Below are 25,740 nucleotides of genomic sequence, written 5' to 3'. Positions count from 1 at the left end.
ATAAAAAACAGCTAAAACAAACTGCAAACTAGTGTGGTTTGAATAAAAAAAGTGTAATTTTGCACTCCAATTTATAAAAGTATGAGAACCAAGTCTTTAAAAAAGAACAAAATTAACGTAATCACTCTTGGGTGTTCAAAAAATGTTTATGACAGTGAAGTCCTTATGGGACAGCTGCGTGCAAATGGCAAAGATGTTGAACACGAAGCACCTGCAGAAAAAGAAGGAAACATTATTGTAATTAATACTTGCGGATTTATTGATAATGCAAAAGCAGAATCGGTAAACATGATTTTGGAATATGCAGATAAAAAAGACAAAGGACTTGTTGACAAAGTTTTTGTAACAGGATGTTTATCTGAACGTTACAGACCAGATTTAGAAAAAGAAATTCCGAATGTTGATCAATATTTTGGAACTACAGAATTACCTCAACTATTAAAAGCTCTTGGAGCCGATTATAAACATGAGTTACTTGGAGAACGTTTAACTACAACTCCTAAAAATTATGCTTATTTAAAAATTGCTGAAGGATGCGATAGACCTTGCAGTTTTTGCGCCATTCCTTTAATGAGAGGTTCTCACGTTTCTCAGCCAATTGAAAAATTAGTTAAAGAAGCTCAAGGCTTAGCTAAAAACGGAGTTAAAGAATTAATCTTAATTGCTCAAGACTTAACTTATTATGGCCTTGATCTTTATAAAAAGAGAAATCTTGCTGAATTACTGGAAGCTTTGGTAAAAGTAGAAGGAATTGAATGGATTCGTTTACACTACGCCTTCCCTACTGGTTTCCCTATGGATGTTTTGGAAGTAATGAAACGCGAACCTAAAATCTGCAACTACATTGATATTCCGTTACAGCATATTTCTGACTCAATTTTGAAATCAATGCGTCGCGGTACAACTCAGGCTAAAACAACTCAATTATTAAAAGATTTCCGTGCTGCTGTTCCTGGAATGGCAATTAGAACTACTTTAATTGTTGGTTATCCAGGTGAAACTCAAGAAGATTTTGAAATTTTGAAAGATTTTGTTCAAGAAATGAAATTTGACAGAATGGGATGTTTTGCTTATTCTCACGAAGAAAATACTCATGCTTATTTATTAGAAGATGATGTCCCTGATGATGTAAAACAAGCAAGAGCAAATGAAATCATGGAACTTCAATCGCAAATTTCTTGGGACTTGAATCAAGAAAAAGTAGGTAAAGTTTACAAATGCATTATTGACAGAAAAGAAGGCGCGCATTTTGTAGGACGTACAGAGTTTGATAGTCCAGATGTTGACAATGAAGTTCTAATTGATGTTTCTAAGCATTATGTTAAAACTGGTGAATTTGTTAATATAAAAATAATTGAAGCAACAGAATTTGATTTATACGGAGAACCTGCTTAAATTTACGCTGAACAATTGTTAAATCACAGATAAAAATACTTTTATGAAACGCTTTCAAATCTTATTTATTTTAGTTTTTGGCCTTTTAAGCTTTACTGCTTCTGCCCAATATGGCGGATACAACAATGGTTATGGTAATGGTTATGGCGGCGGCTACGGAAGAGGCGGCGGAATGGGTATGGATAGAAGTATGATGGCTGGACAACAACAAAGCACACCAAGCAAGCCTAAAGAAACTCCTCCAGAAGAAATTGCGGCGATAATCATGGATCAAATGAAGCCTCAAGTAAATCTAGATGAGTTGCAAGCAATTGCTATTTCAAATGTTTTGGCAGAAAGCATAAGAGAGCAAGGTATTTTATTGAAAAATGAAAGCAGCAGTCAAGACCAAAAAATTGAGCAGATTAAAGCTTTAAAAGAAAGCACTGATAAAAAAATCTCTGCTTTTTTAAATCCTGATCAAATTGAAAAGTACAAAACTTTCATGGACAATTTCAAAGACATGAAAAAATCTAAATCTAAATCTAAGAAGAAAAAAGATAAAGATTCTAAAGAAGATGCCGAACAAGTAAAAGACGCCCCAGATACGAAAATTTCAGAATAATCGTTATTAACTTATAAAACAACGAATTATGACAAAAAAACATTTTTGTTATCTGATTTTAGCTATTATAATCAGCTCTTGTTCTACAAATCCGTACAAGAATACTGAAAAGGCTTACGATCAGCAGCTGAAAACTTTAGAAAACCAGATTACAAGCAAAGAAGCAAAATCAATTCCTGCTGTTCCGCCTTTAGCAATTGACACTTCTTATGCGCAACAACTGGGAATTGTGAAAGACACTTTATCTAAAACAGGTTCTACTTATTTGGTAAACGGAATAAACACAGAATGGGTTGGTACAGTAAATTTTAATTTAAGAAAACCAAGTTTTGTTATTATTCACCACACTGCGCAAGATTCGCTGCAACAAACGATTAACACTTTTACAAAAACCAAAACTCAAGTAAGCGCCCACTACATCATTTCTGAAAACGGAAAAGTAGTACAGATGCTTAATGATTATCTAAGAGCATGGCATGCTGGAAATTCGACTTGGGGAAAAACAACAGATTTAAACTCTTGTTCTATTGGTATCGAATTAGATAATAACGGCTTTAAACCTTTTACTGAAGCGCAAATTAATAGTTTGATTGCTTTATTGACCAAATTGAAAAAGGATTATAACATTCCGACTCAAAATTTTTTAGGTCATGCTGATATTGCACCTGGAAGAAAGCAGGATCCGAGCGCATTATTTCCTTGGAAAATATTAGCCGAAAAAGGATTTGGAATTTGGCCAGATGAAGTCTTAGAACCTGCACCATTTGATTTTAAAATTGAACCAGCACTGAGAATAATAGGCTATAACACCAAAAATTTAACTGCGGCTATTCAAGCATTTAAACTACATTATATTCAAACCGATGCAACTTCAGTTTTAGATAGAAAAACAATCGATACGATTTATTCGATATATAAAAAACAGGTTCAATAAAGAATCTCAATCAATTAAAATAAAAAAAAGCGTTTCTATTAATTTAGGAACGCTTTTTTTTCGGGCATGTTGAGTAATACGAAGAAAGAAGGCAGAGACACGAGATTTAAAACCTCAAAACTAGAAACCTCAAAACTAGAAACCTCAAACTAGAAACCTCAAACTAGAAACCTCAAACTAGAAACCTCAAACTAGAAACCTCAAACTAGAAAACCTCAAACTAGAAAACCTCAAACCTCAAACCTCAAACCTCAAACCTTAAACCTTAAACATGAAACAAATAAAAAAGCTGCCAAAACATTAGAATGTTTCGACAGCTCCAAAAAAAAAAAAAATATCAATCTTTATCTCTAGAAAGAGTATGTTGTCGCAATTAAGGCATAGAAACTACCACCTGTTGGCAATGTATTTTTATCTAAAAAGATGTCTTCAGAAGCTGCATCATATCTTAGCTCAGGAATTATTGTCAATTTTCCAACTTTGTAGTTTAAAGAAACTGTGTTTGCAAATACATTTGATCCTACTAAAGTTCCTAAACTCGGAGCAGCATCTTTAGCATCAAAATACTCCATTCTATAAGCCAAAAGCAATGCAGGATTGAAAGAATAAGTAGCATATCCTACCACAGAAAACCAATCTCCGTCTAAATTACTATCAAAATCATTTGTAGTTTTAGCATAAGTTGCATTCAACCCAAGTGAAAAACTATCTGTAATTGTTTTAGATGCTGTTAAATCAAATTGTGTTTTATTTTCATCTGAAACCGGAATTGTACTTCCTGGAATTGGATTTGTACTTCCTGTTGTAAAATTCAAATAAGCACTTCCTGTGTCACCAATATATCCTACTTGACCGATGAATGTTTTTTGGTAAGATCCTGCATCCATAGCCGATTTAAAATCTGTTGGATTTGTCACTCCTAACATTGCAGTGAATTTACCTGAAGTATATTGCGCTTTAACCCCAGTATTAAAAAATGGTCCGTAAGAAAACGCATAAGACATACTGTAGTTTTTATTATCTACCGCGTCTAATACTTCATAGCCGATATGAGTTCCGAAACTACCTGCTACTACTTTAAACTCTTCAGTCAAATTGTATGTAAAATATAATTGTTTAATCATAAATTTTGCGCTTGCATCTTTATCTGGCGTTTCATTATATGAAAATTCTGCTGCTCTTTTTCCGAAACCTAAGTCTACAAAAACAGAAGCTTTTCCAAAAGTATGACCTGCTTCAATCGATGCCATTCCTAACTCGAATGAATTTTGTGAGTTGGTGAAGCTCGTTAATCCATTCATCTGTTTTGAAAAATCATATTTATAGTACGCATCTGCAGAACCTCCCCATGTGGTTGCTGGAGCGGCTGCTTCCTCTTCTTGGGCAAAGGCAAAAGAACTTGTTAACATCGCGGCTAAAATGTGAAATGCTTTTTTCATGTTTTAATTTGGTTTTTAGTTATTAATTGATTCTGGTTAGTTAATCTTTTTATATATCTATTTACTAGTATAAGTCATTTCTAAAACCTTGCATGCGCCCTTCAAATCATCATCATTTTCATTAGCGAATTTATTAACTTTTGTATGAGTAGAATAATTCAAAACTGCTTTTTTGACGTTTTAGGCGAAGAATTACGGATTACAAAAATTAAATCATCAATAATCAATATTTGATATTTATCGATATTTGTTTTTGAAAATTCAATAATACCATTTTAAGTTATTTTCAATTTTTAAAAGGGTAAAATAAAAATAAAACAGATAAAAACTACAAAAACAAACATTAAAACGATACAAAAAACAACATACCCCCTAAAATTTTAGGGGTATTAAAAAATTAAACACTAAAAATAGTTTTTAACTCGAAAAAACAAAACAGCATAATCTCATTTACAGCTAAGGAAATTATTCTTACAAAAACAATGTCCAATTTTAGTACTGCCCAGCCCCATTTCTCATCTATATTTTTTAAGAGAAAGAGAAAATAATAAACAAAAAAAGCCTGCTCAGATATGAGCAGGCTTACTTGCATTTTAGCTAAAAATTGACTTATTCTTCTTTATTATATTTCCTTAAATATTCTCGGACTTTAATTCCAGATTCTTTTAAATCCTCGTCTTTCCATTTTCCATCAGATTTAGCTGTTTTTTTTAGAATAGAACAAGTTTCATCCTTATCCGATACCGACCATGTAATCCAGCTTAATTTCCGAGCTTCCATCCAATCAATGTATTCTTGCCAAGCTTTATAATTTAACGGTCCATCTCCAGAAGCTTCCATTCCTGCCGATTCTGAAATAAAAACTGGCAAGCCGCTTTTAATAGCTCTATCTGTTCTATCTCTTAATTCTTTACCATGCGTAGCGGCATAAAAGTGCATTGTATACATTATATTGTTATATCCTCTTATTGGATCTTCGGCAGGCAAATCAATATCCTGATCCCAATGAGGGCAGCCTACTAAAATTATATTATTAGGATCGTTCTCTCGAATAACTTTAATAACTTCTTCTGCGTAGTTCTTTACTTCCCACCAAGTTTCATAATCTGGCTCGTTGAATACTTCATATATTATATTAGGATACTTGGCGTACTTTTTTGACATTTCTGCAAAAAATGCTGTAGCTTCTTTAAGATTGATATTATGGCTATGCCAATCTATAATTACGTATATATCAGATTTTATAGCACCATTTACAACAGCCTCGATTTTTTCTTTAGAAAACTGAGGATCGTTTATATAGGAGTAATCCCCTAATTCGATTCCCATTGCGGCTCGAACTACATTACAATTAAAATCTTTTTTTAACCAGCTTACTGCTTTTTCATTATAAAATCTCGGCCACATGCTGTGCCATCCAAAACTTAAACCACGGAGCACAATTGGATTATTTTCTTTATCTACAAGCTGAGTTCCAAGAATACTTAATTGCCCATGTTTTTTAACGAATTGTGCTTTTGAAACATTTACACATAGCAAAAGAAAAAAAGCAGCATACCAAACCTTTGATTTCATATTATATAGCTTTAAGGGATTAATTTTAAGGTAACAACATCATGAGAAGCTATTTCGGTCACAAAAGCTTTCTTCGTATTTCCTATTTCTTTGTTTTTCCAAAGATCTTTTATTTTGAAAACCGTTTTACTAAAATCAGCTTCGTATCCAAAATCGACATCTTTGATATTGTTTTTCTTCCAATCAAAACTAACTTTTTTTGAGGTTTCAGTTCTATTTACAAAACTCACCGCCCAAGCCCCGTCTGAAAGTGGTTTTACCCAAACCTCTACTCCATCTAAAATTGCACATTTAAATCCCTGAATTCCAAGTTTATCTTGATTTACCGAAAGTAATTCTTTATTGGTTAAAATTGCCAAAGTTTCTTTAGACATTTTTCGATAATCGTTTCCTGTAAATAAAGGTGACGAAAGCATACACCACATTGCAAAATGCGTTTTATCTTCTGTATTATTCATTTCGTTTCCAACTTCCATCATATCAAAATCATTCCAATGATCTGGACCTGAATATTTACGGATATCTTTTCTCATATCTGCAATTTTCATGAATCCCCAAGATGACCAATTTTCCGGATGTTTGAATTCGCAGTCAAAACAAGGATAAATATCTCCAGAAATTCTCCAAAGATTTCCAACTGGTTTTCCCCACTCCCACGGTTGATTATCTCCCCATTCGCAAAGACTAAAAACAATTGGCTTTCCTGCAGTTTTGAGCGCATTACTCATGGTTGTATAAGCCTCTTTTGCAGTAATCCCTTCTGTATTGCACCAATCGTATTTCAAGAAGTCTATTCCAAGTTTTGCATAAAATCTAGCATCTTGATATTCATAACCTCTTGTTCCCGGATAACCAGCACAGGTTTTCGTTCCTGCGCAATTGTACAATCCAAATTTCAAACCTTTACTATGCACATAATCAATAAGTGCTTTCATTCCGTTTGGAAATTTTTCTGGATCTGGAACTAAATCACCATTTGCATCCCGTTCGTGCGTCATCCAGCCATCATCTAAAACAATATATTTATAACCTGCGGCTGCTAAACCAGAAGAGACCATAATGTCTGCCGTTTCTTTCACCAACTTTTCGTCTATATTAGTTGCAAAAGTATTCCAAGAATTCCAGCCCATTGGAGGCGTCATTGCAAGACCTTCAAATTTTCCGCCTTGTTGCGTGTGCGTATTTCCTTGACTAAAAGTAAAACTCGAAACACTTAAAAGAAACCCTAAAATTATTTTTTTCATTCTTTATCTATTTTAAAAAAGATATTCCCTAATTTCTCAATTAGGGAATACCTCAAACTAACTCATAACAAATATTATTTTTATAAAAACCCGATGTCGTCTATGTAAAAAGCACTAGATGGAGTAATTGTTCCTCCTGAAAACTCTTGAATAAACACACTATCAAAATTTCCATCAGTCAAAAGTTCAGGGTGTAAAGCTGAAATAGGAATTGAAATATTATTCCATTGTCCAGGAATTAACGTTACAGTCGTACCTTTAGCAGAATCACCCGTATCACTATTTATGGTAACCATAATTTTGGTACTTTCAGTTGGGAAAATAGACATTTTAACAAATTGATAATCTGCAGCGTTAAGAAGAAGATCTGAGTGCATGAAAAGTCCGCTCCAAGCTTCTGCAACTTTCTTAATTGCATATGTTCCTCTGCTAACTTTTTCTGTGCTTTCCCAGGTGATGTCTCCTCCCCAGCCCCAGCCCCAGCCTTTCAGTGAGTCTTCGTATAATAAATATTTAAGGCCTATACCACTTGGAGCAGAAACTCCAAATTCAGTCTCTACAACAATAAGCGCATACGAATCAAAATCTGCTGGAACAGTTGCTTTTATTTCTGTTTTAGACACTACAGTAAATGTAGCTTCAGAAGATCCAAACTTAACCGTTTTAACTTTTACAAAATTCTGTCCTGTAATAGTAATAACATCTCCAGCAGAAGCTAAAACTTGTGACAAACTTGTAATTGCAGGAGCTGGAGGAGTTAAGACAATTACATTATCCAAAACATTTACAAAACCATTCGTACCATAATAATCAAGTCCTGGAGCCGCTTTATCGGATCCATTAACTTTTAAAACATTATTAGTTACGTTAATGCTTAGTAAATATAAATCAGGATTTACGGCATTTGCCATTGTTGCATAATCTCCTGTTGTTAAATAATCAGCTTCAACACCTTCAAGTTTAGCTACTCTTTTTTTAACACCTTTAACTACATGACTTAAAACAAGTTGCTTTAGATCATCTACTGGAACTAAATTGATATCTGGATATCCTAAATCATTTACATAACCATTCGCTACTAAATAAGAGTCTAGAGCTGTATTATTAGGAACAAAATAAGTAAAATCATCAGGTGTATTTAATGACGATTCTAAACCAGCAAGTTGGATTGCTTTTGCAAACGTACTTAAATTGCTATTTGCCAAGACTAATCCGTATGCTGTATTGTAATTTTGTTGCGCCCCACCTATATCTTGAATATCATTATCACAAGAAGAAGCTGCTACAAGCAAAAAGACACATACAGCAATATGTTTTAATTTATTATATATATTTTTCATAAATTCTCTTTTAGTTTTTTAATTATGAATTTTAATAAGTAAACCCGATTAACAATCGGAATTTATTTTTCGAATTCGTCACAATTATTTTAATACCAATCCAATATCATCAAGTAAGATTGTGTTTCCGCCAAAGCCACCAAATTCTTGCCATCCAATTTTGCTTAATACAGCTGGATTACCTACATCGCTAAAAGGAATTTCTATATATGTCCATGAATCCGATTTAAATTCTACTACTTTGAAATTATTATCAGCATCTCCATTAATAAAAAACTTTACTTTTCCAGCTTTTGCTCCTTTAACAGAGAATCTAACCGCTTTAAATTTATCGGTATCTGTAAAATTCCAAGAAGCAAGTGCAATAAGATAACCATCCCACTCACCAGATTTCCATTCAATACATTTAGTACCTTGACTAGCATCTTTAGAATAAGCCAAATCAAAAGAATTGGTTCCATCCCATTTCTCGTCCCAACCCCAAATATTGGTTGGAGCATCATCATAAATTTCACTTCCTAATGCTTGGCTAGCAACAGTTGTTCCTGAAACATTTGTTACAGATAGATATTTATATTTGAAGTCATCTGGAACTTTTACTTTTATTTCAGTCAATGTCGATTCAATAGGCTCAACTTTTGTAGCTCCAAAATTTACAGAAGGACGCAAAAAGTATTCTCCCGTAATTGTAATTATGTCTCCTGCGTTAGGGTTAATTGGAAATCCTTTAATGGTAGGACTTGGAGGTCGAATTGCTATTTTATAGTTTAAAGTACCAAGATTGGTAACTATTTTCATTTCATCCATTTCGTTATAGTATGGCGTTTTTTGGTCTACCAACACAACGATTGCGTTATCTGTTACGAAAGTCGGATTAAAATAAGATTCTAACCCGTTGAATGAAATTGATTTTAATGTAGCAAAACCAGATCCTCTAATGATATAATAATTTCCTGCATTAATAATATCTGTAGGAACATCTACCTGTCTGTCTCCTTCAACCAAAGGATCATCAATAACAGATTTGCTAATTCCTGTTACTGCAAGTTTTCCAGATGAACCTCCAGAATCATCATTTGAACAAGAAGCGAACAGCAAAATTGAAACTGAAGCCAAAAAATACAACTTCAATAACATTCTATCTTTTATATTTTTCATAGTGATTTACTTTTTAAAAAATTATTTAAAATTGTAAGGAACCGGTGCCTCTTTCAACTTTGGATTTTTTCTAACTTCAATATCTGGTTTTGGATAAGTAAAATCTGTTGGAGTTGGTGTATAATGCATTACTCCTTGAGAATCAAAACCTCTATCTTGCTGAGAAATAATATTAATTGCTTCTTGACGCGGAAGTCTTCCTAAGTCAAACCAAAATTCTCCTTCAAAAGCAAATTCAACTCTTCTCTCGTGAAATAAAGCTGCTTTTGTCAAAGGAACATTATTTCCTAAAATACCAAGACCTGCTCTCTGTCTCACCATATTGTATGAGTCTTTTGCTGCTGCATTGGTAGTTTCATCAGCTCCAGCCATAATTGCTTCTGCATAAATCAATAAAAGATCTGCATAACGCATAATATAATTGCAATTATTCATTCCTCCCCACGAATCTGCTGGGCCTGTTTCGCTAGTAGCTTGTCCTACAACATATTTTTTAACCGCAGCACCAGTGTTAGCCAATATATCTCCGTACTTATCTTTATCTACTACAAAGCCCACTTGCCCGTCAGCTTTCAGATTAGGATAAGAATCACCATAAACCATAAAAGATTCTTTTCTTCTTAAATCGCCTATTTCAAAAGCATCTTGCACATCGTTACTTGGTACGTATGTAGCACCATAAGATGCATTATCATTCAAAATATCTAAACCATATTGAATATTAGAAAAGTTTCCTCCTCCATAAGTGTTTATAGCACCAGACCATTGCCAAGAATAAATTGATTCTTCGTTGTTATTTTTACTTGTCAAAAACAAATCTGCAAAATTTGGCAACAAAGCAAACTCTCCTGAATTGATAACCTTCTCAGCCATTAATTTAGAATCTGAGTATTTTTTTTCATACAAATACACTTTAGCCAAAAATGCTTCTGCAGAACCTTGTGTTACAAAAATATTGTCTCCACTAGCAGATCTTGATCTGATTTTAGATTTTAGATTTGCCGCTGCAAATTTGAAGTCGTTTTCAATGAATGTATAAACATCTTCAATTCTATTTGTATTAACTAATGGGTCTTTTGCTAAAGCTAAATTATCTTCAATAATAGGCACTGGCCCGTACAAACGAACTAAATAAAAATAAGCTATCCCTCTAAAAAAGTGTGCCTCGGCAATAGTATTTTTAATTACATCGCGGCTCACAGCTGAAGTAGCATTTTTCTCTATATTATTAATTAAATTATTAGCCTGAGCTACAATTGCAAAACAAGCTCTCCAAGGATCTAATAAAATTGGACTGTCAGAAGTTAACTTAAATTGAATAAGTTCTGGTCCATCTGCATAAGCCAAGCAGTTTCCTGACGACAACTCAGACAATGCATAAAAATTTTTAGTATAATAAGGTGCCCACATTGCTCCATACATACCATACGTAGTACGTGCCACTTGCTCGTCGCTATTATAAAACTGGTCACTGCTGTAACTATCTTCAGATGGACGATCCAAGAAATCTTCGCTGCAAGAAGTAGTTGCCAAACCAAGTGTCAAGAATAAAACGAATGTCTTTATATTGATATATTTTTTCATAAGAGTAGTAATTAAAATTCTAAATTCAATCCAAAAGTGAAACTACGATTGGTTGGGTAACGCCCAGAATCAATTCCTGATAATAATGGATCTTGATTATATGATCCGATCTCTGGATCATAACCTGTATATTTAGTAAATGTGTAAAGATTTTGAACACCTAAGTAAAATCTTAGTTTACTAATACTCGCTTTCGAAATAACATCAGAAGGCATGCTATAACCAAAAGTTAATTGCTGAATTCTTAAGTATGATCCATCTTCTACGTAACGATCAGAAATTGCAATGTTTGGATTTCCGTCTCCACCATCAGGTCTTGGATATTTTGCATTTGGATTTTCTGGTGTCCAGAAATCTGCAGCTTCAGCCAATTGATTTTCATACAAACGTTGGTTTTTTGTACCAGCACGTCTAGTTAAATTCATTACTTTATTTCCGTAAGATCCTTGCAAAAAGACTCCTAAATCTAAATTTTTGTAATTGAAAGTATTGTTGAATCCATAAGTGAATTTTGGTTGCGGATTACCAATGTACGTTAAATCCTTCTCATCAATTAAACCGTCTTTATTTTGATCTACGTATTCAATATCTCCTAATTGACTTTTTACAGCTTTATTTCCTGTAAAAGGAATTGGTGCATTTGCCAATTGCTCATTGGTTCTAATAATACCAACAGATTGGTATCCGTAAAATTGACCAACTGCCTGACCAACAACTGTTTTGGTAACTGCTTTAGTAGTATAATCATTAAGCATTACATCTTTTGTCAAATCAAAATTGTCTTGTAAGCTCAATAATTTATTTTTATTTGCAGAGAATATTACTTTTGAATTCCATTTAAAATCTTTCCCAAACTTATTAGTGTAATCTAAAGTCACCTCTAGACCTTGGTTTCTTAAGCTTCCTAAATTCACATTCGGCGCTCCTAGACCTCCCTGATAAGCATCTGTACCAGTAACATAATAAGGTAATGGTAAAACAAATAAAAATCCTTCCGATTCTTTTCTATATACATCAACCGTTGCTTGAAGTTTAGAATTAAAAAGTGTGAAATCTAGACCAAGGTTAGTCTGTTTAGAAGTTTCCCAAGTTAAGCCAGGGTTTGCAATATTATTTACAGTAAAGAAATTCCCCATTGCAGATTTTATTGCTCGAACTGTACTCATATAACCTGCACCACCAATATTTTGGTTTCCAGTTTCTCCATATCCAGCTCTAAATTTGATATTATCAATATACTCTTTAGTGCCTTCCATAAATTTTTCGTTTGAAAGTTTCCAATAACCTGAAACAGAAGGAAAGTAGCCCCATTTTTCGCCAGGTCCAAAATTAGAACTTCCATCAGCTCTCATTGTTGCCTGCAAACCATAACGGTTATCAAAATCGTAATTAAAAGATCCAAAGAAAGAGTATAAAGAAGAGCTTCCTTTATATTCTGAAGCCACAACTGTATCAGGATCTCCTAAACTAATAGAATGGATATCATTACTTAATAAGCCTGAAACCGATTGTGAGTTTCCGTTCCAATGGCTATCATTAGCCTCTTGACCAACTAATACATTAAAATGATGTTTGTCTAAATCAGTCTTGTAAGTTAAAACGTTTTTAACGTTCAGACCATACCAATTGTTAGCTCTTTCAACAAGCGAATTAGTTTCTCTAACTGCCGATCCCCATTTGTAAGTAGGCTGAAACCCTTCGAAATTATCAATATTAGTAGATCCTCCAAAATCAAAACGATACTCTAATCCTTTTGCTATTCTAAAATTAGCATAAAAGTTTCCAAGGAAATTCTTTTTAATCAACTTATTAGTATTCATCAAAGCCGAAGCTACAGGATTAATCCAAACTCCGATTGATCCATCTGCTGGTGGACCAGCATAATTACCATTAGTATCTTTTACCGCAACATCTGGAGTAGACAAAATAGATGTACTAATAATACCGTTACTTGCCCCATTGATTGTAATATCCTCGTTAGTTATACCTGTTCCAATAGAAACACCAACAGTCAGCCAATCTTTTATTTTACTGTCTACGTTCGTTTTAAAATTATATCTTTTAAATCCAGAACCAATCACAATACCTTCTTGATTTACATAACCTCCAGAAATATAATAAGTCGTACCATCTTTTGCTCCTGAGAAAGAAATCTGATGGTTAGTCATTATTGCTGTTTTATAAATTTCATCTTGCCAGTTTGTCCCTTTACCTAAAACAGACGGAACAGCAAACTCATCTCTAGGCGTTACACCATAAACCCCAGCTAAAGCATTTTGCTGTGCTGCATATTGGCTCAAAGTCATCGTATCTAATAAACGTGTAACATTTTGAATAGACATGAAGGAATCAAAAGTGATCTTTCCTGAGCCTTTCTTACCTCTTTTTGTTGTAATAATTACAACTCCGTTTGACGCTCTAGAACCATAAATTGCAGTTGCAGATGCATCTTTCAAAATATCCATTGTCTCGATATCATTTGGATTTAAAAATGCAATAGGGCTAGAAGTAACGTTTCCTGTATTTGTTCCTAAGTAACCAGTTACAATAGAACCACCTGTGTTAGTATTAGAAGCATCTCCAGAAATTGGAATACCGTCTATGATATACAATGGCTCATTTGTTCCAGAAATAGAAGTCGTTCCACGTATTTTAACCGAAACACTACCTCCAGGCTGACCAGAGTTATTCGTAACTGAAACCCCTGCAGCACGTCCTTGTAACAATTGATCTACAGACACTTGTGGAGTATCAGCAAAATCTTTAGAGGTTACTGTAGAAACAGCCCCCATTAAGTCCTTTTTCTTTACACTTCTATAACCTACGTTTACTAGAACCTCACGCAAATCTTCGGCGCTAAGCTTCAGAACAACATTGACTGTTCCTCCGTTTTTAACGTTGATTGTTTGCGCAACATATCCAATAAATGAAACAGAAATAGTAGAATTTGCAGGTGCTTCAATAGAATATTTTCCATCAAAGTCTGTCGAAGCCGTCTTCTTTGTACCGGTAACTACGATATTGGCACCTGGTATAGATAATCCCTTTTCATCAGATACAGTTCCCGAAACCTTTACCTGAGCCGTAATAAAATTACTAGTCAGTAACAAAAATAATATCAAAGGAACGGCTCTGTGGTCAGCCATCCAATGAATGAAGCTAGTCATTAGTTTTTTCATAATAAGTGTTTGGTTAGTTAAATTTGTTTTTTTCTATAATCTAAAAGCAAATGCCAGGGTAATTTTTACGTTTTAAATTATTTAACAAATCTATAACAGAGAGGGTTATCAAATCAATAGTATTATATCATTTAATGATAATATTTTTACCAGAGACGATTAAAAAAACACATATGAAAATAAAACCATTAAAATTTTAAATTATTCTCAATTACAGCACTCTCAAAAACCCAAACAATGAATTAAAAACAACGAAAACCCAAAAATCAAACGTTTTCGTTAAAAATAATATTTAGTAGTGACAAAAAAGTATCACTATAAAATACGCTTTAGACCTGAAAATTCTTCTCGATATTGACTTGGCGTGCAATTTTTTGTTGCCTTAAAACTGCGATTGAAGTTAGCAATATTATTAAACCCAGATTTAAAAGCAACTTCAGAAACACTCATATCTTTCTCAACCAACCAACGCGCAGCATAACCAATACGAATATCATTTATATAATTGACAAAAGTTTTTCCTGTTCTTTTTTTTATAAATCGATTAAAAGAAATTATCGACATACTCGCCACATTTGCCACATCTTCTAGAGTGATTTTTTCAGCGAAGTGTTTTTGCACATACTCATAAACCAATTTCATTTTATCGTAATCATCAAAAGTATCATAGTCTACCGTATAAGTCGAAAGCAAACGCTGATTTCTAGAATTGGCGAGATCATACAATAAAGAAGTTATTTCAAGAAAATAATCCATACCGTCCAATTTAGATAGCCTCACAAGCCTTGGCGTTAATTCTTCTGCTGTTTTCTTCGAAAAAAGAATTCCGTGAATCGATCTATTAAACATATCTCGAATCGGATTCATAATACGTCTTGACAACAAAGATTCATGAAATAAATCATTATGAAACTGAATTGTTATTTCGTGTATTTTTTTACTTGTACATTTATTTAGCTCCCAACCGTGATATAAATTCGGACCAATTAAAACCAATTCGACATTATCGATTTCTTCAATATTATCTCCTACAACTCTCTTCACTCCTTTTCCATTTTGAATAAAATTGATCTCGAATTCTGGATGATAATGAACCGGAAAATCAAAACTATCTTTCACGCGATCAAAAACCAAAAAGCTATCACTCGCAGCAAGCGGTGCTATTTCTCTATAAAAATTTTTCGTACTACCCATCTTAAAAATTATTTTCAGGAAAACAATATTTGTCTTTTTTGACTGCAATAATATGATATATAATTGATAAAATAATATTAATTACAGTATAATCATCCGTTTATCTTTGAAAAAGTTAATTTATCATTTCTTTAAAAAGAATATTAATAATAAACATTAATCATTTTTTATTAAATAACTTTTTATAGTTTTAATAATTTTAACAATAATAACATAGAGAATTTTGGGTAAAAAAATCGCTATATTATAAAAACTATAAACTCTTGTTTAGTCAGCTTTTAGCTAAACAATCAACTAATATTTTTCGATGAAAAAACATTTTTTAACGCTTTTGACTGTAACTCTAATAGCAAGTTCATGTATGTCTCAAAAAAGCACTAGTAATACTAATTTGTCACTTTCAGATAAAAAAGCAACAACTGAAACTAAATCTTTATATAAAGAACTTAACATTTTAACTCAAAAAGGGTTCTTATTCGGGCATCAGGATGATTTGGCTTATGGCGTTAAATGGAAGTATGAAGACGGGCGAAGCGATATAAAAGATGTTGTTGGTGATTATCCTGCTGTATATGGATGGGATATTGCCGGCCTAGAAAATGATAGTCAAAATAATATTGATGGCGTGCCTTTTACTAAAATGAAACAGTATATTATTGAAGCAAATGCAAGAGGCGGAATTTCTACAATAAGCTGGCATTTTGACAACCCTGCAACAGGAAAAAATGCTTGGGATAATGCGCCAAACTCTTTAAAAACAATTTTGCCTGGAGCCGAAAATCATAAAAAATTCACTTCATGGTTAGATAAAGCAGCTGTTTTCTTTTTGTCTTTAAAAGATAAGAATGGTAAAAACATTCCGATTCTCTTTAGACCTTTTCACGAACTTACTGGCGGATGGTTTTGGTGGGGAAAAGGAAATTGCACTTCAGAAGAATTTAAAACCGCTTGGAAATTCACCTTTGATTATCTTCAGAAAAAAGGCGTTCATAACTTAATCTATGTTTACAATACAGGAAGTTTTGAAAACGAAAATAATTTCTTAACCAATTATCCAGGAGACAATTACGCAGATATTTTAAGTTTTGACAGTTACCAAAACAATACTGATTCAAATGGAGAAAAATTCATCTCTGAAGTTCAGAACCAATTTAAAATATTGAATGAAATAAGCCTAAAAAAGCATAAACTAATGGCTTTGGCAGAAGCTGGCTATGAAGCAGTTCCAGACCCAAAATGGTGGACAGGAACTTTATTGAAAGCCATTGGAGATTATAAAATTTCTTATGTCCTGTTATGGAGAAATCACGGCTGGCAAGAAAAAGAACAAAAAATGCATTACTACGCTCCTTTTAACGGACAAGTAAGCGAGAAAGATTTTATAGATTTTTATAATCTCGACCAGACAATCTTTGAGAAAGACATTCAGAAAAAATTAAAATAATCGCCCCAAAATAAATTACAATCTTTAAAAGAAATCTAATGCACGACAAAATTAGTTTAAAAGAAAAAATTGGTTACGGACTTGGAGACGCTGCTTCATCTATGTTTTGGAAAATTTTCAGCATGTATCTGTTATTTTTCTACACCGACGTTTTCGGATTAGCGCCTGCCATAGTAGGAACTATGTTTTTAATTACTAGAATCTGGGATTCTTGCTTTGACCCAATTGTTGGAATTCTAGCTGATAGAACCAAAAGCAAATGGGGAAAATTTAGACCTTATTTGCTTTGGGTAGCAATACCTTTTGCCGTGATTGGAGTTCTAACTTTTTACACTCCTGATTTTGACGAAAAAGGAAAAATCATCTATGCTTATGTGACATATTCCTTAATGATGATGATTTATTCTTTAATCAATGTTCCTTACGCATCACTTTTGGGCGTAATGTCTTCTGACAGAAAAGAAAGAAATACACTTTCTTCTTACCGAATGGTTTTTGCCTTTGGAGGAAGTCTTTTAGCGCTTTGGCTAATTGAGCCCTTAGTAAATTATTTCGGTGGAAATTTAAATTCAAAAACTGGTTGGCTGGCTACAATTGCCGTTTTCGGATTAATCACAACCATCTTTTTTTGGGCTTGTTTTTTATTCACTAAAGAAAGAATTAAACCAATTGAAAATGAACAAAATAACCTAAAAGAAGATTTAAAAGATCTTCTAAAAAATAGACCTTGGTGGATTTTGCTTGGAGCAGGAATTGGCGCATTAGTTTTCAATTCTATTCGTGATGGTGCAGCAGTTTACTATTTTAAGTATTATGTAAGCAGTACTATAAACTTCGATTTTTCACTTTTCGGAACCGATTTCCATATGACTCCAACTTCAATTTATTTGGTTTTAGGACAAGCAGCAAACATCATTGGAGTAATCATTGCAACGCCAATTGCAAATAAAATTGGCAAGAAAAAAACTTTCTTCGGAGCGATGACTTTGGCTGCCATTTTAAGCCTGATTTTCTATGTATTCGGAAAAGAAGATGTTTTCCTAATCATGAGTTTCCAAGTTTTAATCAGTATTTGTGCCGGATGTATTTTCCCATTAATCTGGTCAATGTATGCAGACAGTGCCGATTATTCGGAATGGAAACAAGGACGTAGAGCAACAGGATTGGTTTTCTCAGCTTCGTCAATGTCACAAAAATTCGGATGGACAATTGGTGGCGCTGGAGCGGGATGGCTATTAGGTTATTACGGTTTCCAAGCTAATGTCGAGCAGACAGCAACAGCTCAAAACGGAATTCAATTAATGCTCAGTATTCTACCCGCAATTGCGGCTGCGGTATCAGTAGCTTTCATAGTATTTTACCCTCTATCAGAAGAAAAATTACAGATTATAGAACAGGATTTAAACGAAAAGAGAAATCATTAAAAAACAAAGACAAAGAATCAATTTATATGACAACAATAACATCTTCAGCCACTTTTCAAGAAAGAAAATTGGCATTAGAAAAACAACATAAAACTCTGCTTGAACAAAAAAACGAGCCTCAGCAAACTGTTGGAAACGGAATATACGAACGATATAAAAATCCAGTTGTTACAGCAGAACATATTCCGTTAAATTGGCGCTTCGATTTTAACGAAGAATCCAATCCGTTTTTACAGGAAAGAATCGGTATGAATGCGGCTTTCAACGCTGGAGCAATGAAATGGAATGGCAAATATTTAATGGCCGTTCGCGTAGAAGGAATTGACAGAAAATCGTTTTTTGCTATCGCAGAAAGTCCAAACGGAATCGATAATTTCAAGTTTTGGGATAAACCATGCGTGATTCCACAAACAGAAGAACCAGATACAAACGTATACGATATGCGTTTAATCCATCATGAAGACGGATTTGTTTACGGGATTTTCTGTACCGAAAGAAAAGACCCAAAAGCGCCAAAAGGAGATACAAGTTCGGCAGTAGCCAATGCAGGAATCGTTCGTTCTAAAGATTTGGTAAACTGGGAAAGACTTCCAGATTTAATTTCAAATACGGGACAACAACGAAATGTAGTATTACATCCAGAATTTGTAAACGGAAAATATGCTTTATACACGCGTCCGCAAGATGGTTTTATCGATGTTGGATCAGGTGGCGGAATCGGTTTAGGATATGTTGATGACATGGCAAATCCTGTAGTAAGAGACGAAAAAATCATTTTCGGCAAACATTATCATACAATTTACGAATTAAAAAATGGTCTTGGCCCTGCTCCTATTAAAACTTCAAAAGGCTGGTTGCATTTAGCACACGGAGTTAGAAATACTGCCGCCGGCTTACGCTATACTTTGTATATGTTTATGACCGATTTAAATGATATTTCGAAAGTAACTCACGTTCCAGCTGGACATTTTATGGGACCTGAAGGAATTGAAAGAGTTGGAGACGTTTCGAATGTTTTATTCTCTAACGGATGGATCGAAGACCAAGACGGAACGGTTTATATTTACTACGCTTCATCAGATACACGCATGCACGTAGCGGTTTCTTCTGTAGACAAACTTGTAGATTATGTAATAAATACTCCATCAGATACTTTTATTTCTGCAGGTTCTGTGCAAACCATTATTAAACAAATCGAAAAAAATAACGCAATTTAAAATACCGTGTCATTACAAAGAAAGCTTTTAAAATCGGAATTAACCGCAGAACTCAATTCCATTCTAAAATATTGGTCGGAGCGTACTATTGACGACCAAAATGGAGGTTTTGTTGGTCAAATCGATTTTAACGATCATATTATTGCGAATGCAGAAAAAGGTTCGGTTTTAAACGCCCGAATTCTTTGGACATTCTCTGCCAGCTACACAACCACAAAAAACGAAAACCACAAAAAACTGGCAGAAAGAGCATTCGAATTTCTCGCAGCTTATTTTTATGACACACAATTTGGAGGTCTTTTTTGGAGTATAAATGAGGATAAAACTCCAAAAGACACCAAAAATCAAATTTATGCTTTAGCATTTGCTATTTATGGCTTATCTGAATATTATGCTATTTCAAAAGAAGAACGAGCTTTAGAATTGGCTAAAAACTTATACGCCAAAATTCAAGAACACAGCTACGATCCTATAAATAAAGGCTACCTTGAAGCTTTTACCAGAGATTGGCAACCAATTGAAGATTTGCGTTTAAGTGCAAAAGATGCCAACGAAAAGAAAACCATGAACACGCATCTTCATATTATTGAGGGTTATGTGAATTTATATAAAGTCTGGAAAGACGAAAAACTGTTGTACGATATTATCGAATTATTAGAAACTATCGAAAAGCATTTTATCAATCCAGAAATAGGGCATTTGCATTTGTTTTTTGATGAAAACTGGAATGAAAAGCCAGATGTGATTTCGTATGGACATGATATCGAAGCTGCTTGGCTTTTACAGCAATGTGCAGAAATTTCAGGAAATGAAACCTTAATTGCCAATTTTAAAAAATACGCCATTCAGATAGCCGAAGCCACTAAAGAAGGCCTTGACTTTGATGGTGGATTATGGTACGAATACGATCCTGAAAAAAAAGAATTAATTGCCGAAAAACATTGGTGGCCACAAGCAGAAGCATTAATTGGTTTCTACAATGCATATCAATTAACTGATAAAGAAGAATATCTAGACATTGTTTACAAAATCTGGAAATTCACAAAGAAACACATGATCGATCATCAAAGCGGAGAATGGTTCTGGGGCATCTACGAGGATTATTCCAAAATGAAAAAAGACAAAGCTGGATTTTGGAAATGCCCATATCATAACGGCCGCGCTTGCCTAGAGCTTATTAATCGAATTAAAGACTAAAATGAAAACAACATTTCTTAAAATAGCATTTCTCAGCCTCTCGATTTTAACTATTATCAGCTGTTCTTCAGACAATGAAGACCCCGGCAAAGTAATTGTCGATCCGCCAATGCAAGACGATCCTTTAACGACATCAAATGCGGCAAATTATATGGTCGATGCCGGTGCTACAAAAGAAACTGTTGCTTTATTTTATAACTTAAAGAGACTAGCACAAACCAAAACAGCAATCGGTCAGCAAGATGCTTTCAATAGCTTTTATCAAGATGCTGGCGGAGATTCTGACATTAAAAAAAATACAGGTTTTGATCCAGCAGTTCTGGGTTCAGATTTTATGTTTATTACCGATAAAAACAATAACGAGCAAAGCAATAATTGGTTTTATCAGCAGGAACAAAAAATTATTGCCGATACAAAGGCCGCTTACGCGAAAGGAATAATCAATACTTTCAGTTGGCATTTGAGAGAACCTTACAACGAAGATTCTTTCTACACAGCCGATATGACTTCAGAGCAGAAATCGACCGCTTTTAGAAGCATTCTTCCTGGTGGGGCAAACAACGAATGGTATAAGAAAAAACTAGATAAAGTTGCCAGCGTGGTTTCAAATTTAAAAGGTTCAAATGGCGAATTGATTCCGATAATTTTTAGACCTTTTCATGAATTTGACGGAAGCTGGTTTTGGTGGGGCGCCGATTTTTGTACTGCCGATGAATATAAAAAAGCCTATCAGTTTACAGTTGATTATTTAAAAAACACAAAAGGCGTTCATAATATTTTATATGCTTTTTCTCCCGACAACTCTTATACAACTGAAGCCAATTACTTAAGCCGTTATCCAGGCGATAAATATGTTGATATTATCGGAATGGATAATTACGGAGACTTCAATAATCAAGGACAAACGGGATCTGACAGAGCAAATACAAAACTTAAAATTCTTTCTGATTACGCTAAAACGAAAGTAAAAATCGCCGCCTTAACCGAAACAGGTTATCGTGTAACTAGCACAACTCCTGCCATTACCGATTGGTTTTCTTCACTTTTATACAACGCGTTAACCAAAAATGACATCCAGATAAGTTATGTAATGTTTTGGAACAATAATACTGATGGTTATTATGTTCCGAATAGTTCGGTTTCGAATGCAGCAGATTTTAAAACTTATAGTTTGAAAACAAAATCGGCTTTGGTGAATTCTCTGCCAAAGATGTATGAAATGCCGAAATAACTTTTTGTTTCAGTTTGAATTCAAAACTTTCTAAAATAACGTAAAGCCCTAGCCCTGATAGGAGTGAAAATCCTTTTATGCTGGGGTTCAGCATAAAAGATTGTAACGGATAGCAGGATTAGCTCCATTAAAATATAAATTATGAAAAATAGATTTTTTAAAACCCTTTCGTTAGTCTTAATCTTAACAGCAATTGCATGTAATGCTCAAGAAAAAATCACCGTAAAAGGAAACCAATTTTACAAAGGCGAGAAACCCTATGCTTATATCGGGACCAATTATTGGTACGGAAGTATGTTGGCTTCTAAAAAAATAGGAGACCGAAAAAGGCTTTTACGCGAATTGGATTTAATGAAAAAAAACGGAATTGATAATTTACGTGTTTTAGTTGGTGCTGATGGCGGAAAATATGATTTTACGGTTCGCCCAGCATTGCAATACGAGCAAGGAAAATATGATGAAGATTTACTCGATGGCTTGGATTTCTTGATTAACGAAATGAGCAAACGAAATATGTATGCAGTTTTGTATTTAACGAATAACTGGGAATGGTCGGGCGGAATGTCGCAATATTTAGAATGGAATGGTAAAGGTCCAGTTCCAGTTCCAAATATTCCGCCGAATACTTGGCCTCAGTTTATGTCGTATACAGAACAGTTTCACAGCTGCGAACCATGCATGGAAGCATTGAACAATCATGTAAAGTTTATTATCGGAAGAACAAATTCTTATTCTAAAAAGAAATACAACGAAGACAACACAATTATGGCGTGGCAGGTTGGAAACGAACCAAGAACTTTTACGCCTGAAAATGAAGTAAAATTCACGAAATGGCTCAATAATATTGTGGATTTAATTGATAGTCTAGACAAAAATCATTTGGTTTCTACAGGTTCTGAAGGAAAAAATAGTTCGAACGACAGCATGGAAATCTTCGAAAGAACACATCAAAATCCGAATATTGATTATTTAACCATGCACATTTGGCCTAAAAACTGGAATTGGTTTAAAGCTGATAATGCCGAAGCTACAATGCCAGCCACAATCGAAAATGCCGGAAAATATATTGACGACCACATTAAAGTAGCTAATAATCTGAAAAGGCCAATTATTATTGAAGAATTTGGTCTTCCGAGAGAAAATGAAAATCTGAATGCTGGTGCTTCTTCTGTTTACAGAGATAAGTTTTACAGCTATATTTTTGGACGAGTTGCAGAAAGCGTTAAAAATAATGGCCCGTTAAGAGCAGCAAATTTCTGGGGTTACGGCGGTGAAGGAAAAGCGATTCATCCAGACGGAAAATGGAATCCTGGCGAACCACTTACAACAGATCCTCCTCAAGAACCACAAGGTTTAAACTCTGTTTTTAATGGAGATAAATCGACATTAGAAATTGTGAAAGATTATAATTCAAAATTGAAAAAATAAATTAAAATTCATCCCTATTTTCTGTAGAGACGCACTGCAGTGCGTCTACACAACGAATATCCAAAATACGTTAGACGCACTACGGTGCGTCTCTACAGAATAACAAAATCAAAATTTGATAAAAAATACAACATGAAAAACATATTTATTCTTTTCTGTTTTATAATCGTAAACCTTTCTTTTTCACAAAAGAAACAAGATTTTACGGTGAATTCTCCAAATGGAAAAATCGAAGTTAAAATTGCTGTAAATGATAAAATCTCATGGTCTATTTTGCACGAAAATGATTTGATTTTAGCGCCATCTGAAATGGCTATGACTTTGGATGAAAATAATATTTTAGGAAAAAACCCAGTTGTTTTAAATTCGAAAAAAGAAAGCGTAAATACTTCTTTTGAAACACCTTTATACAAAAAGAAAAGCGTAAAAGATCAGTATAATAAACTAACTATCAATTTTAAAAATGATTTCGCAATTGAATTCCGTGTTTTTGATGATGGTGCGGCGTATCGATTCATTACCAAAAAGAAAAAAGATATTACGATAAAATCAGAAGAAGTTGTTTTAAATTTTGACAAAGACTACAGCACTTTAATGCCTTATGTAAGAGATTTAAGAAATCCGAAAGATCCTTATATTTCTTCTTTTGAAGCACATTACGAAAACAAGAAAATCAGTGAATTTGCAAAAGATACTTTGGCATTTTTACCATTTCTAATTGATTACAAAAATCATAAAAAAGCTGTTTTTCTTGAAGCTAACTTGGAAGATTATCCAGGATTATTCGTTACAAATAATAAAAACAAATCTGGTTTTGAATCTCGTTTTTCTAAATATCCATTAAAAGAAGCCAATGGCGGATTCAACAATATCAACCGATTAATTACCGAAAGAGCCGATTATTTGGTGAAGACAAAAGGAACAAGAACTTTCCCGTGGAGAGCAATTGTAATTTCTGAAAGTGATGCTGCATTAGCGAATAATGATATGGTTCAGAAATTAGCTGAACCTTCAAAAATTAAAGATGTTTCTTGGATTAAACCCGGAAAAGTTGCTTGGGATTGGTGGAACGATTGGAATATTTACAATGTCGATTTTAAAGCCGGAATTAATACGCAGACGTATAAATATTATATTGATTTTGCTTCTAGGAATAAAGTTGAATATGTGGTTTTAGACGAAGGTTGGAGTTTGGAAGAAGATATTATGAAGCATAATCCTAATGTCGATTTAGAGGCTTTGATTACATATGGAAAAGAACGAAATGTTGGAATTATTTTGTGGAGCTCTTGGATGGCTTTGACTAAAAACACAGATGGAATTTTAAAGAATTATGCCAATTTAGGAATTAAAGGTTTTAAAGTTGATTTCTTAGACCGCGATGATGCCAAAATGGTCAATTCGGTTTACGATATTGCTCAAAAAGCGGCAAATTATAAATTGATTCTAGATTTCCACGGAATGTACAAACCAACTGGAATTCAACGAACTTATCCAAATATTTTAAATTTTGAAGGTGTAAAAGGCTTAGAAAACAACAAATGGACACCAAATGATGATGTTCCGCTATATGATTGCACGATTCCGTTTATTAGAATGATGGCTGGACCAATGGATTATACGCCTGGCGCAATGCGAAATGCTACAAAAAGCGAATTCAAACCAAGTCATTCGACACCAATGAGTCAAGGAACAAGATGTCATCAATTGGCATTGTACACGATTTTTGAAGCGCCTTTACAAATGATGGCCGACAGTCCGACTGCTTTTATGAAAGAACAAGAAAGCACCGATTTTATCGCTAAAGTTCCAACGACTTTTGATGAAACTATCGCACTTGATGGTGAAGTTGGAAAATTTGTTTCAATTGCCCGAAGAAAAGGAATTACTTGGTACTTAGGCACAATAACAAATTGGGATTCTAGAGAAGTAACAATTGATTTTTCTTTCCTTGAAAAAGGCAAAAAATTCCAAGCCGAGATTTTCTCTGATGGTATAAACGCAGACAAAGCCGCAACTGATTACAAAAAAGAAATTGTAACAGTTGATTCAACTACGAAATTAAAATATCATTTAGCAAGCGGAGGCGGATTGGCGATGATTATCAAATAAAAAAAGGAGAACAAATTGTTCTCCTTTTTTATCATTTCACA

At 33.9% G+C, this 25,740-nt stretch carries 18 protein-coding genes; 10 read left to right on the top strand and 8 right to left on the bottom strand.

Translation table 11 applies throughout. The features are described 5' to 3' along the window. The first annotated feature begins 81 nt into the window (after positions 1–81). Genes rimO through AC1Q5Z_RS16280 form a run of 3 tightly spaced genes read left to right on the top strand, consistent with a single transcriptional unit; the run spans position 82 to position 2,933 of the window. Complete coding sequence (gene rimO / locus AC1Q5Z_RS16290) at positions 82–1,395, top strand: 30S ribosomal protein S12 methylthiotransferase RimO (protein WP_492445932.1); 1,314 nt, start codon at positions 82–84, stop codon at positions 1,393–1,395. Positions 1,396–1,438: 43 nt separating this feature from the next. Next, on the top strand, positions 1,439–1,999 hold the full coding sequence (locus AC1Q5Z_RS16285) for a hypothetical protein (RefSeq protein ID WP_198856685.1): 561 nt from the start codon (positions 1,439–1,441) through the stop codon (positions 1,997–1,999). A 28-nt stretch (positions 2,000–2,027) separates the two neighbouring features. After that, positions 2,028–2,933, top strand: coding sequence for an N-acetylmuramoyl-L-alanine amidase (locus AC1Q5Z_RS16280; protein WP_286969922.1), 906 nt, complete (start codon positions 2,028–2,030; stop codon positions 2,931–2,933). Positions 2,934–3,283: 350 nt separating this feature from the next. On the opposite strand, the gene AC1Q5Z_RS16275 is transcribed toward AC1Q5Z_RS16280, so the two are convergent. From AC1Q5Z_RS16275 to AC1Q5Z_RS16240, 8 genes are all read right to left on the bottom strand, one after another. Next, positions 3,284–4,372: an outer membrane beta-barrel protein gene (locus AC1Q5Z_RS16275; RefSeq protein WP_492445929.1), complete on the bottom strand. Its 1,089-nt coding sequence runs from the start codon at positions 4,370–4,372 to the stop codon at positions 3,284–3,286. A gap of 609 nt (positions 4,373–4,981) precedes the next feature. Beyond that, positions 4,982–5,947, bottom strand: a complete 966-nt coding sequence (locus AC1Q5Z_RS16270; protein ID WP_289057585.1) for a glycoside hydrolase family 5 protein — start codon at positions 5,945–5,947, stop codon at positions 4,982–4,984. Positions 5,948–5,958: 11 nt separating this feature from the next. After that, positions 5,959–7,191, bottom strand: coding sequence for a glycoside hydrolase family 27 protein (locus tag AC1Q5Z_RS16265; RefSeq protein ID WP_492445927.1), 1,233 nt, complete (start codon positions 7,189–7,191; stop codon positions 5,959–5,961). 80 nt (positions 7,192–7,271) lie between these two features. Next, on the bottom strand, positions 7,272–8,531 hold the full coding sequence (locus AC1Q5Z_RS16260; protein ID WP_492445925.1) for a fasciclin domain-containing protein: 1,260 nt from the start codon (positions 8,529–8,531) through the stop codon (positions 7,272–7,274). Between the two features lie 84 nt (positions 8,532–8,615). Further along, positions 8,616–9,689 carry an IPT/TIG domain-containing protein gene (locus tag AC1Q5Z_RS16255; protein WP_278020695.1) on the bottom strand — a complete coding sequence of 358 codons (1,074 nt, stop codon included), beginning with the start codon at positions 9,687–9,689 and terminating at the stop codon, positions 8,616–8,618. Positions 9,690–9,710: 21 nt separating this feature from the next. Then, the gene (locus tag AC1Q5Z_RS16250) at positions 9,711–11,273 is read right to left on the bottom strand and encodes a RagB/SusD family nutrient uptake outer membrane protein (RefSeq protein ID WP_343585207.1); all 1,563 of its coding nucleotides are present in this window, start codon (positions 11,271–11,273) and stop codon (positions 9,711–9,713) included. A gap of 11 nt (positions 11,274–11,284) precedes the next feature. Then, positions 11,285–14,452 carry a SusC/RagA family TonB-linked outer membrane protein gene (locus AC1Q5Z_RS16245; RefSeq protein ID WP_343585205.1) on the bottom strand — a complete coding sequence of 1,056 codons (3,168 nt, stop codon included), beginning with the start codon at positions 14,450–14,452 and terminating at the stop codon, positions 11,285–11,287. Positions 14,453–14,767: 315 nt separating this feature from the next. Next, the gene (locus tag AC1Q5Z_RS16240) at positions 14,768–15,646 is read right to left on the bottom strand and encodes an AraC family transcriptional regulator (protein ID WP_198856694.1); all 879 of its coding nucleotides are present in this window, start codon (positions 15,644–15,646) and stop codon (positions 14,768–14,770) included. A gap of 307 nt (positions 15,647–15,953) precedes the next feature. Here AC1Q5Z_RS16240 and AC1Q5Z_RS16235 point away from each other — a divergent pair, with 307 nt between their 5' ends. The 7 genes from AC1Q5Z_RS16235 (at position 15,954) to AC1Q5Z_RS16205 (ending at position 25,699) form a co-directional block, all read left to right on the top strand. After that, positions 15,954–17,090 carry a glycoside hydrolase family 26 protein gene (locus AC1Q5Z_RS16235; protein WP_492445922.1) on the top strand — a complete coding sequence of 379 codons (1,137 nt, stop codon included), beginning with the start codon at positions 15,954–15,956 and terminating at the stop codon, positions 17,088–17,090. Between the two features lie 38 nt (positions 17,091–17,128). Continuing rightward, on the top strand, positions 17,129–18,514 hold the full coding sequence (locus tag AC1Q5Z_RS16230; protein WP_343585201.1) for an MFS transporter: 1,386 nt from the start codon (positions 17,129–17,131) through the stop codon (positions 18,512–18,514). 26 nt (positions 18,515–18,540) lie between these two features. Next, complete coding sequence (locus AC1Q5Z_RS16225) at positions 18,541–19,731, top strand: glycoside hydrolase family 130 protein (protein WP_492445920.1); 1,191 nt, start codon at positions 18,541–18,543, stop codon at positions 19,729–19,731. Positions 19,732–19,737: 6 nt separating this feature from the next. Then, positions 19,738–20,928, top strand: coding sequence for an AGE family epimerase/isomerase (locus AC1Q5Z_RS16220; RefSeq protein WP_492445918.1), 1,191 nt, complete (start codon positions 19,738–19,740; stop codon positions 20,926–20,928). Position 20,929: 1 nt separating this feature from the next. Next, on the top strand, positions 20,930–22,159 hold the full coding sequence (locus AC1Q5Z_RS16215; RefSeq protein WP_343585195.1) for a glycoside hydrolase family 26 protein: 1,230 nt from the start codon (positions 20,930–20,932) through the stop codon (positions 22,157–22,159). Between the two features lie 141 nt (positions 22,160–22,300). Then, positions 22,301–23,587 (top strand): glycoside hydrolase 5 family protein, encoded by a 1,287-nt coding sequence (locus AC1Q5Z_RS16210; protein WP_492445916.1) that lies wholly within the window; start codon positions 22,301–22,303, stop codon positions 23,585–23,587. Positions 23,588–23,719: 132 nt separating this feature from the next. Then, positions 23,720–25,699 (top strand): retaining alpha-galactosidase, encoded by a 1,980-nt coding sequence (locus tag AC1Q5Z_RS16205; RefSeq protein ID WP_492445914.1) that lies wholly within the window; start codon positions 23,720–23,722, stop codon positions 25,697–25,699. The last annotated feature ends 41 nt before the right edge of the window (positions 25,700–25,740 follow it).

This window comes from Flavobacterium sp. GW823-FHT06G12 (assembly GCF_058794775.1).
Note: the sequence above shows the minus strand (reverse complement) of the source record. Positions and strands in the feature narration are given on the sequence as shown.

What these genes read in the sequence shown, in the direction of transcription:
- rimO (WP_492445932.1), top strand. Translation starts at nt 82, where the DNA reads ATGAGAACCAAGTCTTTAAAAAAGAACAAAATTAACGTAATCACTCTT.
- AC1Q5Z_RS16285 (WP_198856685.1), top strand. Translation starts at nt 1,439, where the DNA reads ATGAAACGCTTTCAAATCTTATTTATTTTAGTTTTTGGCCTTTTAAGC.
- AC1Q5Z_RS16280 (WP_286969922.1), top strand. Translation starts at nt 2,028, where the DNA reads ATGACAAAAAAACATTTTTGTTATCTGATTTTAGCTATTATAATCAGC.
- AC1Q5Z_RS16275 (WP_492445929.1), bottom strand. Translation starts at nt 4,372, where the DNA reads ATGAAAAAAGCATTTCACATTTTAGCCGCGATGTTAACAAGTTCTTTT.
- AC1Q5Z_RS16270 (WP_289057585.1), bottom strand. Translation starts at nt 5,947, where the DNA reads ATGAAATCAAAGGTTTGGTATGCTGCTTTTTTTCTTTTGCTATGTGTA.
- AC1Q5Z_RS16265 (WP_492445927.1), bottom strand. Translation starts at nt 7,191, where the DNA reads ATGAAAAAAATAATTTTAGGGTTTCTTTTAAGTGTTTCGAGTTTTACT.
- AC1Q5Z_RS16260 (WP_492445925.1), bottom strand. Translation starts at nt 8,531, where the DNA reads ATGAAAAATATATATAATAAATTAAAACATATTGCTGTATGTGTCTTT.
- AC1Q5Z_RS16255 (WP_278020695.1), bottom strand. Translation starts at nt 9,689, where the DNA reads ATGAAAAATATAAAAGATAGAATGTTATTGAAGTTGTATTTTTTGGCT.
- AC1Q5Z_RS16250 (WP_343585207.1), bottom strand. Translation starts at nt 11,273, where the DNA reads ATGAAAAAATATATCAATATAAAGACATTCGTTTTATTCTTGACACTT.
- AC1Q5Z_RS16245 (WP_343585205.1), bottom strand. Translation starts at nt 14,452, where the DNA reads ATGAAAAAACTAATGACTAGCTTCATTCATTGGATGGCTGACCACAGA.
- AC1Q5Z_RS16240 (WP_198856694.1), bottom strand. Translation starts at nt 15,646, where the DNA reads ATGGGTAGTACGAAAAATTTTTATAGAGAAATAGCACCGCTTGCTGCG.
- AC1Q5Z_RS16235 (WP_492445922.1), top strand. Translation starts at nt 15,954, where the DNA reads ATGAAAAAACATTTTTTAACGCTTTTGACTGTAACTCTAATAGCAAGT.
- AC1Q5Z_RS16230 (WP_343585201.1), top strand. Translation starts at nt 17,129, where the DNA reads ATGCACGACAAAATTAGTTTAAAAGAAAAAATTGGTTACGGACTTGGA.
- AC1Q5Z_RS16225 (WP_492445920.1), top strand. Translation starts at nt 18,541, where the DNA reads ATGACAACAATAACATCTTCAGCCACTTTTCAAGAAAGAAAATTGGCA.
- AC1Q5Z_RS16215 (WP_343585195.1), top strand. Translation starts at nt 20,930, where the DNA reads ATGAAAACAACATTTCTTAAAATAGCATTTCTCAGCCTCTCGATTTTA.
- AC1Q5Z_RS16210 (WP_492445916.1), top strand. Translation starts at nt 22,301, where the DNA reads ATGAAAAATAGATTTTTTAAAACCCTTTCGTTAGTCTTAATCTTAACA.
- AC1Q5Z_RS16205 (WP_492445914.1), top strand. Translation starts at nt 23,720, where the DNA reads ATGAAAAACATATTTATTCTTTTCTGTTTTATAATCGTAAACCTTTCT.